15 protein-coding genes are annotated in these 13,964 nt (G+C 69.2%); 7 read left to right on the forward strand and 8 right to left on the reverse strand.

Annotated elements, in window-relative coordinates; translation table 11 throughout:
- Positions 1 to 10: 10 nt before the first annotated feature.
- Entirely contained in the window at positions 11 to 337 is a 327-nt protein-coding gene (locus AAHF99_RS12465; protein ID WP_342164652.1) for a hypothetical protein, read from the forward strand.
- 7 nt (positions 338 to 344) lie between these two features.
- On the opposite strand, the gene fdhE is transcribed toward AAHF99_RS12465, so the two are convergent.
- The 5 genes from fdhE to AAHF99_RS12490 form a co-directional block, all read right to left on the reverse strand.
- Positions 345 to 1,331 carry a formate dehydrogenase accessory protein FdhE gene (fdhE, locus tag AAHF99_RS12470; RefSeq protein ID WP_342164653.1) on the reverse strand — a complete coding sequence of 329 codons (987 nt, stop codon included), beginning with the start codon at positions 1,329 to 1,331 and terminating at the stop codon, positions 345 to 347.
- A 142-nt stretch (positions 1,332 to 1,473) separates the two neighbouring features.
- A complete protein-coding gene (locus AAHF99_RS12475; RefSeq protein ID WP_342164654.1) occupies positions 1,474 to 2,196 on the reverse strand; it encodes a formate dehydrogenase subunit gamma in 723 nt (240 codons plus the stop codon).
- Between the two features lie 131 nt (positions 2,197 to 2,327).
- The gene (fdxH, locus tag AAHF99_RS12480) at positions 2,328 to 3,260 is read right to left on the reverse strand and encodes a formate dehydrogenase subunit beta (RefSeq protein ID WP_342164656.1); all 933 of its coding nucleotides are present in this window, start codon (positions 3,258 to 3,260) and stop codon (positions 2,328 to 2,330) included.
- Between the two features lie 15 nt (positions 3,261 to 3,275).
- Positions 3,276 to 6,356, reverse strand: a complete 3,081-nt coding sequence (gene fdnG, locus AAHF99_RS12485) for a formate dehydrogenase-N subunit alpha (protein ID WP_342164657.1) — start codon at positions 6,354 to 6,356, stop codon at positions 3,276 to 3,278.
- Positions 6,357 to 6,507: 151 nt separating this feature from the next.
- On the reverse strand, positions 6,508 to 6,840 hold the full coding sequence (locus AAHF99_RS12490; protein WP_243951959.1) for a hypothetical protein: 333 nt from the start codon (positions 6,838 to 6,840) through the stop codon (positions 6,508 to 6,510).
- A gap of 199 nt (positions 6,841 to 7,039) precedes the next feature.
- Here AAHF99_RS12490 and AAHF99_RS12495 point away from each other — a divergent pair, with 199 nt between their 5' ends.
- The 5 genes from AAHF99_RS12495 (at position 7,040) to AAHF99_RS12515 (ending at position 11,352) form a co-directional block, all read left to right on the forward strand.
- Positions 7,040 to 7,243: a NepR family anti-sigma factor gene (locus AAHF99_RS12495; protein WP_342164658.1), complete on the forward strand. Its 204-nt coding sequence runs from the start codon at positions 7,040 to 7,042 to the stop codon at positions 7,241 to 7,243.
- Between the two features lie 284 nt (positions 7,244 to 7,527).
- A complete protein-coding gene (locus AAHF99_RS12500) occupies positions 7,528 to 8,541 on the forward strand; it encodes a sulfate ABC transporter substrate-binding protein (protein WP_342164712.1) in 1,014 nt (337 codons plus the stop codon).
- A gap of 13 nt (positions 8,542 to 8,554) precedes the next feature.
- On the forward strand, positions 8,555 to 9,436 hold the full coding sequence (cysT, locus tag AAHF99_RS12505; RefSeq protein WP_342164659.1) for a sulfate ABC transporter permease subunit CysT: 882 nt from the start codon (positions 8,555 to 8,557) through the stop codon (positions 9,434 to 9,436).
- On the forward strand, positions 9,429 to 10,310 hold the full coding sequence (gene cysW / locus AAHF99_RS12510) for a sulfate ABC transporter permease subunit CysW (RefSeq protein WP_342164660.1): 882 nt from the start codon (positions 9,429 to 9,431) through the stop codon (positions 10,308 to 10,310). Before cysT ends, cysW begins: the two co-directional genes overlap by 8 nt.
- Positions 10,311 to 10,326: 16 nt before the next feature.
- Complete coding sequence (locus AAHF99_RS12515) at positions 10,327 to 11,352, forward strand: sulfate/molybdate ABC transporter ATP-binding protein (protein WP_342164713.1); 1,026 nt, start codon at positions 10,327 to 10,329, stop codon at positions 11,350 to 11,352.
- Between the two features lie 9 nt (positions 11,353 to 11,361).
- Here the strand turns inward: AAHF99_RS12515 and AAHF99_RS12520 are convergent, their stop codons facing one another.
- Positions 11,362 to 11,850, reverse strand: coding sequence for a ribonuclease toxin HepT-like protein (locus tag AAHF99_RS12520; RefSeq protein ID WP_342164661.1), 489 nt, complete (start codon positions 11,848 to 11,850; stop codon positions 11,362 to 11,364).
- Positions 11,847 to 12,191, reverse strand: a complete 345-nt coding sequence (locus AAHF99_RS12525) for a nucleotidyltransferase family protein (RefSeq protein WP_342164662.1) — start codon at positions 12,189 to 12,191, stop codon at positions 11,847 to 11,849. Before AAHF99_RS12525 ends, AAHF99_RS12520 begins: the two co-directional genes overlap by 4 nt.
- 233 nt (positions 12,192 to 12,424) lie before the next feature.
- On the opposite strand from AAHF99_RS12525, the gene AAHF99_RS12530 reads away from it, so the two are divergent.
- Positions 12,425 to 12,580 (forward strand): hypothetical protein, encoded by a 156-nt coding sequence (locus AAHF99_RS12530; RefSeq protein WP_007563230.1) that lies wholly within the window; start codon positions 12,425 to 12,427, stop codon positions 12,578 to 12,580.
- 10 nt (positions 12,581 to 12,590) lie between these two features.
- On the opposite strand, the gene AAHF99_RS12535 is transcribed toward AAHF99_RS12530, so the two are convergent.
- A complete protein-coding gene (locus tag AAHF99_RS12535) occupies positions 12,591 to 13,868 on the reverse strand; it encodes a serine protease (RefSeq protein ID WP_342164663.1) in 1,278 nt (425 codons plus the stop codon).
- Between the last annotated feature and the right edge of the window lie 96 nt (positions 13,869 to 13,964).

The following is a 13,964-nucleotide window of genomic DNA, read 5'->3' on the forward strand; positions in this document are numbered from 1 at the left end:
AAAGACCGCCGTGGCCGCGTCCCGTCTCTGCCTCGTCCTCGTCGCCGTCGCCGCCCTCGGGGCCTGCCAGTCGCAGCCCAAGGTGCGCGAGCCCGTCGTGCCCGTGGGCGGCCCGCCCGCCCCGCCGGTCCTGCCGACCGGCACGGGCTGCGGACCGGAGATCGCCCGCACCCGGGCGATCGTCGCCAGCGACGTGGCCACGGAGAACCTGAACAAGGCGGTGGGCGACCGGTTCGACGCCGATCTCGCGCGGGCCGCCGACGCCTGCAGCGCCGGCCGCGAGGGCGAGGCGCGCGGTCTGCTCGCCGCCGCCAAGTCGCGCTACGGCTACCGGTAGGCCCGGCTCACACCACGAACAGCAGGTTCAGGCCCGCGCGCCGGAACCCCTCCTCGGCGATCTTCAGATCGAGTCCGTAGGAGGCGATGTCGTCGGCGACCGGATCGAGGTCCGGTGCCCGGTGCTGGTGCAGGTGCTTGAGGTAGCTGTGGCAGGTGGTGCAGGTCTCGACCTGCACGTCCTTCGCCACCTCGTCGAGCCCGTAATAGCTCACGCCCTCGCCGTCGCCGCAGGCGGTGCAGCGGATGCGGACGTGGTTCCACAGGGTGCCGCAGAGGGAACAGCTGAGGTAGCGGGCCTTGTCGGCCGGCGTCCAGGACACGACGACGCTCGCCGTCGGTGCGCCGCCGCAGCAGGGGCAGACGCCGTCCGCCACCGGCTTCAGCGCCTTGGCGTCGAGCCGGGCCGCCCGGCGGGCGAGGCAGACCTGCAACGCCGCCGAAACGAACAGGCATTCCGCCACCCGCTCGACGGGAATCGCCCCCTCGAAGACCTGCACGGCGAGGTCGAGGCGGTCCTCTTGCGAGGCCGCGCGCAGGCGGTCGCGCGCCGCGCGGACTTGGTCCGGCGCGGCGGAGAGGTCCAGGGCGTCGAGCAGGCCGTCGAGGCAGGCGTGAAAGCTCGGATCGGCCTCGATGACGTGGCGGGAGAGGGGGGGCATGCCGTGCTCGACGCGCAGGGCCCGCCCGGCCTCGTCGGGATCGGTCACGTCCCAGCCGGCGGCGGCGCGCTCGGCCTCGACCACGGCCTGCGCCCGGGCGATCTCGGCCACGAGGCGCAAATAGGCTTCGAGCGTGTGGCCGGGGGCCAGGGCCAGCAGACGTTCCGCACGGGCCTTGAACAGCGATCCCGGCTCCGGCAGGCGCACGAAGGGCACCGAGCCGGAAATGCCGATCTTGTCGGGATCGGGCTTGATCTCGTCGAAGGACTTCTTTGCGATGGGGGCAGGCTCGGCGTCATCCTTCGCCGAGCCGCGTTTGAAGAACCGAACCACGGCTGACGTGTCCTCTGCGTCTCTTTCAACCCAACCGTCATTGCGAGCAACGCGAAGCAATCCAGGGCGACGCGACCTCGAAGGACGTGGCGCTTCCCTGGATTGCTTCGCTTCGCTCGCAATGACGGCGAGGGAGAGGGTCTTACGACCCCCGCTTGTCGACCGGGCCCTTGCGGACGTTGCCGCCCGCGAGCTGGCGGAACCACTTGCGGTGGTGCCGGTAGGCCCAGCCGCCGGTGACGGTGCCGCGCACCATCGCCCGGCCGGTGCCGCGCACCCAGATGCCGGCGTAGATATGCACGACGATGATGGCGATGGCGATGACCGCCGCCAGCGAGTGGGCGAGCAGCGCCCAGCGCTGGGTCTCGATGGTGGTGAGCCCGCCGAAATAGGTGTTCCAGATCATGATGCCCGAGACGAGCATCACGGCGATCAGGCCGGTCTGGCCCCAGAACACCATCTTCTGCCCGGCATTGTACTTGCCGAGTTCGGGCAGGCGATCCTCGCGGTTGGTCACGACGTCGCCGATCTTCTTGGTCCACTCGACATCGTCCCGGTTGGGGATGTTGAGCCGCCAGAAGCGGATGAACAGGAACACGAAGCTCACCGCCAGGGCCACGCCGAACCACGGATGGATCGAGCGCGTCGCCTGCCCGCCGCCGAACAGGCCGGTCAGCGAGAACAGGTAGGGCGAGAACATCGCCAGCCCGGACAGGGTCAGCAGGGTGAACAGGATCGCGGTGATCCAGTGGTTCACCCGCTGCAGGCCGGTGTAGCGCGGCACGTAGATGACCTCCGGCGCGCCCCCCTTGTCCTGATGGAGCGGACGGGTCTCGCCGTCGCGGATGTCGGTGTGGATCGTCATCGGCTTCACCCGGAAATCATGGGTTTCAAAAGGGCGAGCCCTTTTGCGGGTGCAGGGCGGAGCCCTGCGAGATGCCGAGGTTTCACCCCGGCACCCCACCAAAGGGATGTTCCCTTTGGAAACCCCTTACTTCAGTGCGGCCGTGCCTCGCCGCCGTCCTGACGGCGTTGGGACCCGGCCATCTCGACCGCCTCTTCCTCTTCCTCCGGCGCCACTTCGTTCGGGCCGGCGGTCACGTAGTGGAAGAAGCCGGCGACGGCCGCGAAGCCCATCGCCGCCAGACCGAACACCTTGGCGCCACCCTTCCAGAAGGCGACGAGGGGCGAGATCTTCGGATCGTTCGGCAGGCCCGAGTAGAGGCTCGGCTGGTCGTTGTGGTGCAGCACGTACATGACGTGCGTGCCGCCGACGCCCGCCGGGTCGTAGAGGCCGGCATGCTCGAACCCACGCGACTTGAGGTCGTCGATGCGGGAATGCGCCTGCTCGATCATCGCCTGCTTGGTGCCGAACATGATCGAGCCGGTCGGGCAGGCCTTGGCGCAGGCCGGAGCCTGACCCACCGCCACCCGGTCCGAACACAGGGTGCACTTGTACGCCTTGTGGTCGGTCTGGCTGATGCGCGGGATGTTGAAGGGGCAGCCCTTCACGCAATAGCCGCAGCCGATGCAGTTCTCCTCGATGAAGTCCACGATGCCGTTGGAGTACTGCACGATGGCGCCCGGGGACGGGCACGCCTTGAGGCAGCCCGGCTCCGTGCAATGCATGCAGCCGTCCTTGCGGATCAGCCATTCGAGGTGGTTCGTCTGCGGGTTCTCGTATTCCTCGAACCGCATCAGGGTCCAGGTCTTGGCCGTGAGGTCGTGCGGGTTCTGGTAGGTGCCCGTGTTGACGCCCACGTCGTCGCGGAGGTCGTTCCACTCCTCGCAGGCCGATTGGCAGGCCTTGCAGCCGATGCACTTCGACACGTCGATGAGCTTGGCGACCTCCACCTGACGGCGGATCTCCGGCGGCGTCTCCGTGGAGGCGGAGCGCTGGCGGATGTCGAGGGAGCTATAGTCAGCCATGATGCATGCTCCCCCTTACGCGACCGCATCCGAGGGCGGAGTGGTCGGTTCGATGTTCACGAGCCAGGCCTTGAACTCCGGCGTCTCGGTGTTGGCATCGCCGACGACGGGCGTCAGCGAGTTCGGGTGCCATCCCTTCTTGGTCAGGCCCATGAAGCCCCAGTGCTGCGGGATGCCGACGACGTGGACGGGCTTGCCGTCGCAGATCAGCGGCTTGATCCGCTTGGTCACCACGGCCTTGGCCTTCAGCGAGCCGCGCTTCGACCAGACGCGGACCCATGCGCCCTTGGCGATGCCCTTTTCCTTGGCCAATTCCTCCGAGATCTCCACAAAGGCCTCCGGCTGGAGGATCGCGTTGATTCGGGCGTGCTTGGTCCAGCCGTGGAAGTGCTCGGTCAGGCGGTAGCTCGTCGCCGCGTAAGGGAATTCCTTCGCGTCGCCGAGGTCGGCCAGGTCGTCCTTGAAGATGCGGGCCGCCGGGGCGCCCTTGATCTTCGGGAAGGCGACGTTCTGCACCGGGGACTCGAAGGGCTCGTAATGCGTCGGGAACGGCCCGTCGCGCATGAGACCCCGGGTCCACAGGCGGGCGACACCCTCCTGGTTCAGGATGAACGGACCGACGCCCTTATCGGGCGCCACGGTCACGCCGTAGTCCGGCACGTCGAAGCCGACCCACTGCTTGCCGTTCCACTCGATGAGCTTCTTCTTCTCCGACCACGGCTTGCCGTCGGGATCGCAGGAGGCGCGGTTGTAGAGCACCCGCCGGTTGGCGGGCCACGCGAAGGCCCAGTTCGGGGCGATGCCCTTGTCGCCGGGATCGGTGTTGTCCCGGCGGGCCATCATGTTGCCCTTCTCAGTGTAGCAGCCGGAATAGATCCAGCAGCCACAGGCCGTCGTGCCGTCGTCCTTAAGCTGGGCGAAGCCGTCCACCTGACGTCCGGCCGGGAGCGGAGCCCCGTTCAGGTCGGTGGTCGGGGCGACCGTGTAGCCGTTGAGCTCGCGGGCGAGCTCGGTCGGCGTCGGCGCGTCCGCGACGGCGTAGTTCCAGGTCAGGTTGACGATCGGGTCGGGGAAGGCGCCCCCGTCCTTCTCGTACAGCGCCTTCATGCGGAGATGGATCTCCGCCATGATGTCGATGTCCGACCGGCACTCGCCCGGCGGCTCTTGCGCCTGCCAGTGCCACTGGAGCCAGCGCGACGAGTTGGAGAGGGAGCCCTCCTCCTCGACGAACAGGGTGGTCGGCAGCTCGAACACCTCGGTCTGGATCTGGGTCGGATCCACGGGATTGTACTCGCCGTGGTTCTCCCAGAACCGGGCCGTTTCGGTCTTGAGCGGATCCATCACCACGATGAACTTCATCTTGGAGAAGGCTTCCGTCATCTTGGCGCGATTCGGGAACGACAGCAGGGGGTTGAAGCCCTGGATGACGTAGCCGGTCATCTTGCCCTGCTTGGCGAGCTCGAACCCACGCAGCACGTCGTAGGTCGGCACGTCGAGCTTGGGCAGGTAGTCGTAGGCCCAGTCGTTCTCCTTGGCCGCCTTGTCGCCCCACATCGCCTTCTGGAACGAGACGAAGAACTTGTTGTAGTTCTGCCAGTAGCTCGTCTGACCCGGACGCAGCGGCTTGAACTGCCGCTTGGCGATGTAGCTCGCGTAGTCGGGCTCCTTCTCCACGGGGATGTTGAGATAGCCGGGGATGAGGTTGCTCATCAGCCCGATATCGGTCAGCCCCTGGATGTTGGAGTGGCCGCGCAGGGCGTTCATGCCGCCGCCGAGCATGCCGATGTTCCCGAGCAGCGTCTGCACGATGCACATCGAGCGGATGTTCTGCGAGCCCTTCGAGTGGTGCGTCCAGCCGAGCGCGTAGAGCGAGGTCATGACCCGCTCCGGCGACGACGTGGTCGCGATCATCTCGCAGACCTTCAGAAAGGTCTCCTTGGGCGAGCCGCAGATCGTCTCGACCATCTCCGGGGTGTAGATAGAGACGTGCTTCTTCAGGAGCTGCATGACGCAGCGCGGGTTCTGCATCGTCTCGTCGACCACGGCGTAGCCGTCGGGGCCGATCTCGTAGTCCCAGGTGGTCTTGTCGTAATCCCGCTTGTCGGCGTCGTAGCCGGCGAACAGGCCCTCGCTGAAGTCGTAGCCCTCACGCACGACGTAGCCGGCGTTGGTGAACGCCGAGACGTAGCGGTGCTGGATCTTGTCGTTGTCGAGCAGGTACTTGGCCACGCCCGACAGGAACGCGATGTCCGTCCCCTGCCGGATCGGGCAGTAGAGATCGGCCACCGACGCCGTGCGGGTGAAGCGCGGGTCCACGACGATGAGCTTGGCGTTGTTATGCGCCTTCGCCTCGACGACCCACTTGAAGCCGCAGGGGTGAGCTTCGGCGGCATTGCCGCCCATCACGGTGATGACGTCCGCGTGCTTGATGTCCATCCAAAGGTTGGTCATCGCACCGCGTCCGAAGGAGGGCGCCAAACTGGCGACCGACGGACCGTGTCAAACTCTGGCCTGGTTGTCGAAGACCAGGGCCCCCATGCTTCGGACGACCTTGTAGGTCATCCAAGCCGTCTCGTTGGTGGTGGCCGAGGCCCCGAGGAAGCCCGTCGTGGTCCAGCGGTTGACCGTGAGGTCGCCGTTCTTGGCCACGAAGTTCCGGTCCCGGTCCTCCTTCAGGAGGGCGGCGATCCGGTCGAGGGCGTGATCCCAGGAGACACGCTTGAACTCGGAGGTGCCCGGCGCCCGGTAGAGCGGGTACTTGGTCCGGGTCTCGGCGTGGACGAAGTCCAGCAGCGCCGAGCCCTTCGGGCACAGGGTGCCGCGGTTGACCGGATGGTCCGGATCGCCCTCGATGTGCATCACCGAGGAGCGGGCGTTCTTCGAGCGGTCGCCCAGGCTGTACAGGATGACGCCGCAGGCCACCGAGCAATAGGGGCAGGTATTCCGCGTCTCGCGCATCTGCGCGAGCTTGAAGGGCCGCACGGCGGCGGCCATGGCGGGTTCCAACCCGCCGAAGCCGAGGGCCCCGAGGGACCCTCCTGCAAGACCGGCGCCGACACCCTTTAACAGGCCGCGCCGGGAGACCTGGACCGTCATGTCCGCTCCCAAGTGTAAACTGGTATAATTCGAACCTGTCCCAGAGAATGGCGTGCAAGGCAAGTGCGGTCCGCTGACACGGAACGCGATTTTGTCCTCGCGCTCCGATACGATTTTCACCGGACCTTAATCCCTTCTGGCAACGACGGTTTTATTGCTTGGACGGAGCCGCCGGATTGTCGCCCGAGGGCGACGGGACGCGGTTCGGGAGCGGCGCCTGCGGGTCCGTGGCGGAGGTGCCGGTGGGGCTCGCGGCGGGCACCGGGCGGTCCTTGTTCTCCGAGATGCTCTTGCCGCCGGGGTTCGGCGCATCCTTCGCAGCGGATTCCTCGCGCGGGACGGGCGCTTGGCTCCAGCCGTCCTGCGCGCTGCGGGATTTGTCGCCCATGGCATCCACGCCCTTGATCTCGCCGGGCTTGGTCTGGGCGAGGGCGGGGGAGGCGGCGAGCAGAAGGACGGCGAGGGCGGCGGACAGACGCGGCACGGGTGTCTCCGGAGATTCGGGTGGTTCCGGGGAACGTCACCCCGCCGGCCCAGTTCCGGCGCCGGTCGTCGCAAGGACGGCAAGGCGAGGGCCGCCGGCGCAGTGAGACCTCGTTAACCAAGCGGTGCCATCGTCTGGCTGCCTGCCCCCGTCTGCTCCGAGTTCTCCCTTCGAGTTCTCCCGCGCGAGATCCGCCGCCATGTCCAAGACGCAAGCCGAGCGGCCGCCCCACAGCGTCGATCCCGTCCCGGCGATGGATCACGCCGACGCGCCGCCCCTGAGCCCGACCGTGCGCCGGCACCTCGGCCAGACCCTGCGCGGCCACTACGCCGATTCCCTCTCCGCCCCCGTCGGCGAGCGCCTCGAAGCCCTGCTCGCCCAGCTCGACAAGACAGCCGGCTGAGGCGCCTGACCCCCGGTTTTCCTGTGCGCCATCGCACATGAGGTCGTTCTTTCTATCAAACCGGCCGCGACGAGACTTTTCATCTGGGTTCGGCGGCGACCGGAGAAGATGCTCGTTCCCGGCTCCGCACATCGGGCCGGTTTCCTCCTCGCGCACCGATCGACCGTCCGCCCGCGCCCCCGCGCGCCCGGCGGCCTCCCTTGACTTCGTTCGTTAGAAAGAACGAACTCTCCGCCGTTTCCCGGATTGTGGTCCGGGCTCGGCCGGAGGATCGGATGCGGAAGATGTGGCTCTCGACGACGCGGGCGGGTTGCCTCGCCCTGCTCGGCGCCGTGTCCCTCGGCCTCGCCGCCCCCTCCGCGCGGGCGCAGACCGCCTTGCTGAACGTGTCCTACGATCCGACCCGCGAGCTCTACCGCGAGATCAACGACGCCTTCGCCAAGAGCTGGAAGGCCAAGACCGGCGAGGACGTGACCGTGCGCGCCTCCCATGGCGGCTCGGGCGCCCAGGCGCGGACGGTGATCGACGGGGTCGATGCCGACGTGGTGACGCTGGGCATCCCCTCCGACATCGACGCCATCGCCCGGCTGACGAAGAAGATTCCGGCCGACTGGCGCGGCAAGCTGCCGAACGAGTCGCTGCCCTACACCTCGACGGTGGTGTTCCTCGTCCGCAAGGGCAACCCGAAGGGCGTGAAGGACTGGCCGGACCTCGCCAAGCCGGACGTGAAGGTCATCACCCCGAATCCGAAGACCTCGGCGGGCGGGCGCTGGAACTTCCTCGCCGCCTGGGGCTACGCCTATGGCCAGGACAAGGACGCGGCCAAGGCCGAGGCCTTCGTCGGCCAGCTCTACAAGAACGTGCCCGTCCTCGACACCGGGGCGCGGGGCTCCACCGTGACCTTCGCCCAGCGCAAGCTCGGCGACGTGCTGCCCACCTGGGAGAACGAGGCCTACCTCGTCCTGCAGGAATTCGGCGCCGACAATTTCGACATCGTGGTCCCGCCGACCTCCATCTACGCGGAGCCGCCGGTCGCGCTGGTGCCCGGCAACGCCGACCGCAAGGGCACGACCAAGACGGCGCAAGCCTATCTCGACTTCCTCTACACGGACGAGGCCCAGGCGATCTTCGCCAAGCACCATTACCGGCCGTTCAAGGCACAGGCCGCAACTGGTGCTGGCCTGCCCGACGTGAAGCTCTTCAAGATCGAGGATTACCAGGGCTCCTGGGACGATATCCAGGCGAAGAACTTCGATTCCGGCGGGCTGTTCGACCGCCTCAGCCGCGCCGGCCGCTAGAGAGTCCTTCGCGATGGCTTCGACCCTCGCCCCCGCCGACGCGGGGGCTTCCCCCCGTCCGGCGTGGCGCTTCCGCCGCCCGAGCGTGCTGCCGGGCTTCGGCCTGAGCTTCGGCTACACCCTGACCTGCCTCGGCCTCGTGGTGCTGCTGCCGCTGGCGGCCCTGGTGGCCCGCGCCTCCGGGCTGGGCTTTTCCGGCATCTGGGACGTGGCGACCGATCCCCGCGTGGCGAGCGCCCTGAAGCTCAGCTTCGGGGTGTCCCTGCTCGCGGCCCTCGTGGCCTCGGTCTTCGGCTTCATCGTCGCCTGGGTGCTGACCCGCTACACGTTTCCCGGCCGCAAGATCGTGGACGCCGCCGTCGATCTGCCCTTCGCCCTGCCGACCGCCGTGGCGGGCATCGCGCTGGCCTCCCTCTACGCCCCGGACGGGTTGATCGGCGCGCCGCTGGACCGCCTCGGCATCCAGGTCGCCTACACGCCGCTCGGCGTGTTCGTGGCCATGACCTTCGTTGGCCTGCCCTTCGCGGTGCGCACGGTGCAGCCGCTGATCGCCGAGATCGACAAGGAGATCGAGGAGGCCTCGGCGACGCTCGGCGCCACCCGCCGGGCGACGCTCCTCAAGGTGGTGCTGCCCCCGCTGATCCCGGCGGTGCTCACCGGCTTCGCCCTCGCCTTCGCCCGGGGGGTCGGGGAATACGGCTCGGTGATCTTCATCGCCGGCAACCTTCCTTACGTGTCGGAGATCGCCCCGCTCCTCATCGTCATCAAGCTGTCCGAGTTCGATTACGGCGGCGCGGCGGCCATCGCGACGATCATGCTCGGGATCTCGTTCCTGACCCTGCTCGCGATCAACCTGATCCAGGCGTGGAGCCGGAAGAGGTTCGGCTATGTCTGAGATCTTCTCGCCCGTCCGCCTCGCCGAGGCCCGGCCCGCCCCCGTGGCGGGGGAGGGGGCGGGGGTGCGCGCGCTCCTCATCGGGGTCGCGATCACCTTCCTCGCCCTGTTCCTCGTGCTGCCGCTGGCAGCGGTGTTCGTGCAGGCGCTCAGCCACGGCGTCTCGGCCTATCTCGACGCCTTCCGCGAGCCCGACGCCCTCTCGGCCATCCGCCTGACCCTGACGGTGGCGGCCATCGCCGTGCCGTTCAACCTCGTCTTCGGGGTGGCCGCCTCCTGGGCGATCGCCAAGTTCGAGTTCCCCGGCAAGACGTTCCTGATCACGCTGATCGACCTGCCGTTCTCGGTCTCGCCGGTCGTGTCGGGGCTGATCTACGTGCTGCTGTTCGGCAGCCAGGGCCTGTTCGGCGGCTGGCTCCAGGCGCACAACATCCAGATCCTGTTCGCCCTGCCGGGCATCGTGCTGGCGACGATCTTCGTCACCTTCCCCTTCGTCGCGCGGGAACTGATCCCGCTGATGCAGGAGCAGGGCTCGTCGGAGGAGGAGGCCGCGCTGACGCTCGGCGCCTCCGGCTTCCACGCCTTCCTTACCGTCACCCTGCCCAACATCCGCTGGGGGCTGCTCTACAGCGTCCTGCTCTGCAATGCCCGCGCGATGGGCGAGTTCGGCGCGGTCTCCGTCGTCTCCGGCCATATCCGGGGACTGACGAACACGATGCCGCTCCACGTGGAGATCCTCTACAATGAGTACAACTTCGTCGCCGCTTTCGCCGTCGCTTCGCTCCTCGCAGCCCTCGCCCTTGTCACACTCGTCGTCAAATCCGTCCTCGAATGGCGCTTCAGCGACGAACTCGCCGCGGGCCGGAAGCACTGAGCGGGCCTCGACGGCGATCCGCGTCGAGGCGGTCACGAAGACCTTCGACACGGCCGCCGTCCTGCACGACCTCTCCCTCGACGTGAGGGCGGGGGAGCTGCTCGGCCTGCTCGGCCCCTCGGGCTCGGGCAAGACGACGCTGCTGCGCATCATCGCCGGGCTCGACGCGCCGGATCGCGGGCGCATCCTGTTCGGGGGCGACGACGCCACGGGCCTGCCCGTGCAGCAGCGGGCGGTGGGCTTCGTATTCCAGCACTACGCCCTGTTCAAGCACATGAGCGTGGCCGACAACATCGCCTACGGCCTCAACGCGCGGCGGCGGGCCGACCGCCCGGCCAAAACCGAGATCAAGCGCCGGGTGGGGGACCTCCTCGACCTGATCCGTCTCTCGGGCTTCGGCGACCGCTACCCGTCGCAGCTCTCCGGCGGCCAGCGGCAGCGCGTGGCCTTGGCGCGCGCGCTCGCCGTGGAGCCGCGCGTGCTGCTGCTCGACGAGCCCTTCGGCGCCCTCGACGCGCAAGTCCGAAAGGACCTGCGCCGCTGGCTGCGGGAGATCCACGACCGCACCGGCCAGACCACGATCTTCGTGACCCACGACCAGGACGAGGCGCTGGAACTCTCCGACCGGGTGGCGGTGCTCGACCGGGGCCGGCTTGAGCAGGTCGGCACGCCGGACGAGGTTCAGGAGAACCCGGTCTCGGCGACGGTGCTGAAGTTCCTCGGCGATTCCGTCGAGGTCGAGGCCATCGCCGAGGGCGGCCGGGTGAGCGTGCGCGGCCGGGAGACCCCCGTGAGCGCGCCCCCCGGAATCATCGGCCCGGTGAAGCTCTACGTGCGCCCGTGGCAGCTCCAGCTGGTGGAGCTGGAGGCGGCGCATCTCTCGGGCACGGTGCGCTCCTCCTACCGCAGCCAGGGCCGCCAGCGGATCGAGGTGGAGGAAGCGGGCGGCCAGATCCTCGCCGTCGAGGATTTCGACGGCGTCCGCTACGCCGCCGGGCATCCGGTGGGGCTGCGGATCAACGGGGGGTATGTGTTCGGGTGAGGCTTCGCGTCAGCCGGTCGCCGGGGGATCGATCCGGTCCCTGAACAGGCGGAGGCAGGGCGCGAGGGTCTGCGCGAGCCGTCTCGCGGCCTCGATCGAGGGGGCGGCCCGCTCCGGCAGGAAGTTGTCGTAGTCATGGGCGGCGCGGTGGCGAAAGCGCCGGGCCTCGTCGGCATCGGCGGCGACCTCGGGAGTCAGGATCGCCGGCCTGCTCCGGTCGAGCAGGCTCACCGGACGCGAAACGCGGCGGATGAGATCCGCATGGGAGTTCGGGCCGGTCGGTCCATCCTCGCCGAGGATGTCGAGGATGCGATGGAGAGCGCCTTCGAGGGACGTGTGTCCGGCCTGCATCGCGTGCTGAAGGCCCATCCGCGCCCTGTAGCCGTCGAGGTCGGGGGCGTCGAAGCCGCCCGCGTCGTAGAGCCGAGCCGCGTTGCGGAAATGGCGGATCGCCGCCCCGAGATCGTCCTCGACGTCGAGCCAGCGCGCGTCGGTCACGGCAGGCGCAGCCCGTCGGCCTCGACGCGGGCGACGAAGGCGGGCTTCGTCGTCGCCCGTTCGAACACGTCCAGCGGCAGGCCATGCTCGGCCGAAAGGGCTTCGAGGAAGTCCCAGGCCGCCCAGCGCCCGCCGGCGGGGAAATCGATCATCACGTCGAGGTCGCTGTCATGGTCCATGCGACCGGTGACGAAAGAGCCGAACACCCAGAGACGCCCTGCCTCGCGCTCCGCATAGGCCCGCATCCGGGCCACCATCGCCTCGGCGGCTCGGATACGACGGGCGCGTTCGGCGGCCTTGCGCGCGGGAACCGTAATGAGGCTTGGATCGGTCGTCGTCATGACCGTCATCGTGGCGGTGATCGGGCTCGACGCCTCTATACCCTATCCCGACCGCCCTCGGAACAACGCCGCCGATCCGCCTGCGCCGCCCCTGCCCGCGTGGCACGTGCGAGCCTGCGCGCCACATCCGCGAGCCGACTCACAAAAAACTGCGGATCCCCCTGAACAGAACGAATTGTCGCGGCGTTTGAACGGTCACGCTCGCTCCATGCGACCGCCCGGAGATCCGCTTCATGTCCCTCGTTACCATTCTCCTCATCATCCTGATCATCCTCGCCTTCGGCGGCGGCGGTTTCCTCGGCGGCGGCGCCTATCGCGGCCCGGGCTTCGGCCTCGGCGGCATCCTGTTGATCGTCCTGATCGTCCTGCTGGTCACCGGCCGGCTCTGAGGCCCCGGCCTCACCGGCAGGTGAGGCCTACGATGGCGGGCGCCGCTCCGGCGGGGCCCGCCTCCCTCGACCCGGACAGGGCGATGCCCTTTCCCGCCAGGAACGCCGCGATGATTGCCGCCGGTACGACCGGCAGGCTCATCGGCGGCGCCACCCCGGCCACGAGACGCGGCGCGGCCGGATAGGACGCCACAAGCCCCGCGAGACTCCCTTGGGCTCCGAACAGCGGAGCCCCCGCCGAGCCCGGCTGCAGCGGCGCCGTCACCCGTCCCTCCGTCACCGTTCCCGGCACCGCCGACACGCCCTCCGCCCCCGCCGCGAGGGCGACGACCGGCCCGTCCGCGAGGCTCTTCGCCAGGGCGAGGGCCGCCGGCTTCGCGCCCGCGACCTCCACCAGGGCGAGGCCGGACGGATCGCGGGCGAGCGTTCCGGCGCAGCCCTCCGGCACCACCGCCAGAACCCGGCCCGGCGCGACGGCGAGGCCGGTCGCCACGAGTCGGGCCGGCGCGACGGCAGGTGCCGGGGAGGGCGCGGGCGTCGCGGCGACCGGCGCCGCCGCCGGGAACGGCTCGAAGGCGTTCGCCATGGCGATCACGAGGCGGCCGACCTCCCCGGCGAGCGCCCGGTCGTAGCCGATGAGGAAGCCCCGGATTCCCTGCGGCCCGGCGGCGTAGCGGGTGTAGGACAGGCCGGTCGCCGTCTCGGCGGTGACGACCACGAAATCCGGCTTCTGCAGGCGGTAGGTCACCTTGCGGCCGTTCAGGGGCGCGTTCGCCCGCTCGAACAGACCCTCCAGGGTCTCGGCCTCCGGCGGATAGGCGCGGGTCTCGAACGTCACCTTCCCGTCCGCGCTCTGCCAGCGGGTGCCGGAGGGGAGGGCGGTGCGCTTCGTGAGCAGCGCCTCGGGCACGCCGACGACGGCGCCGCTGACGGGATCGGCCTGGACGCGGAAGCGCGCGGCCTTCCGCGCCGCCTCGCCCGCCGCGCGCAACGCCGTCCGGCCCTCGCCGGTCAGGGGATCGGCGAGGCGGGCGCGGGCGGCGAAGGCCTGCAACGCCTCGAAGGTGCGCTTCCCGAAGCCGCCGGAGACCACGCCGTTGAAGTCGCCGGTCCAGACCAGGGCGTCCTGCAGCGCCTTCCGCTCGGGCTCGGGCAGGGCCTCGAAGGCGGCGCGGGTGGCGTCCATCGCCGGATCGGCGGGTTTCGCGGCGGGCGGCGGCGGGGGCCGTGTTTGCGCCGAGGCAAGCCCCGCCGGCGCCAGCAGGGCCAACGCCAGAATCCAAACCATCCGCCCGCATCCGATGGCGCTCACATCGGCCTCCCGAATCCCGCGGCGAGGGTGGCAGAGCGCCCGCCCCCGCGCCAGGGGTTACGGCCACGCTCG

It is taken from the genome of Methylobacterium litchii (assembly GCF_038442315.1).
Classification (GTDB): Bacteria; Pseudomonadota; Alphaproteobacteria; order Rhizobiales; family Beijerinckiaceae; genus Methylobacterium; species Methylobacterium litchii.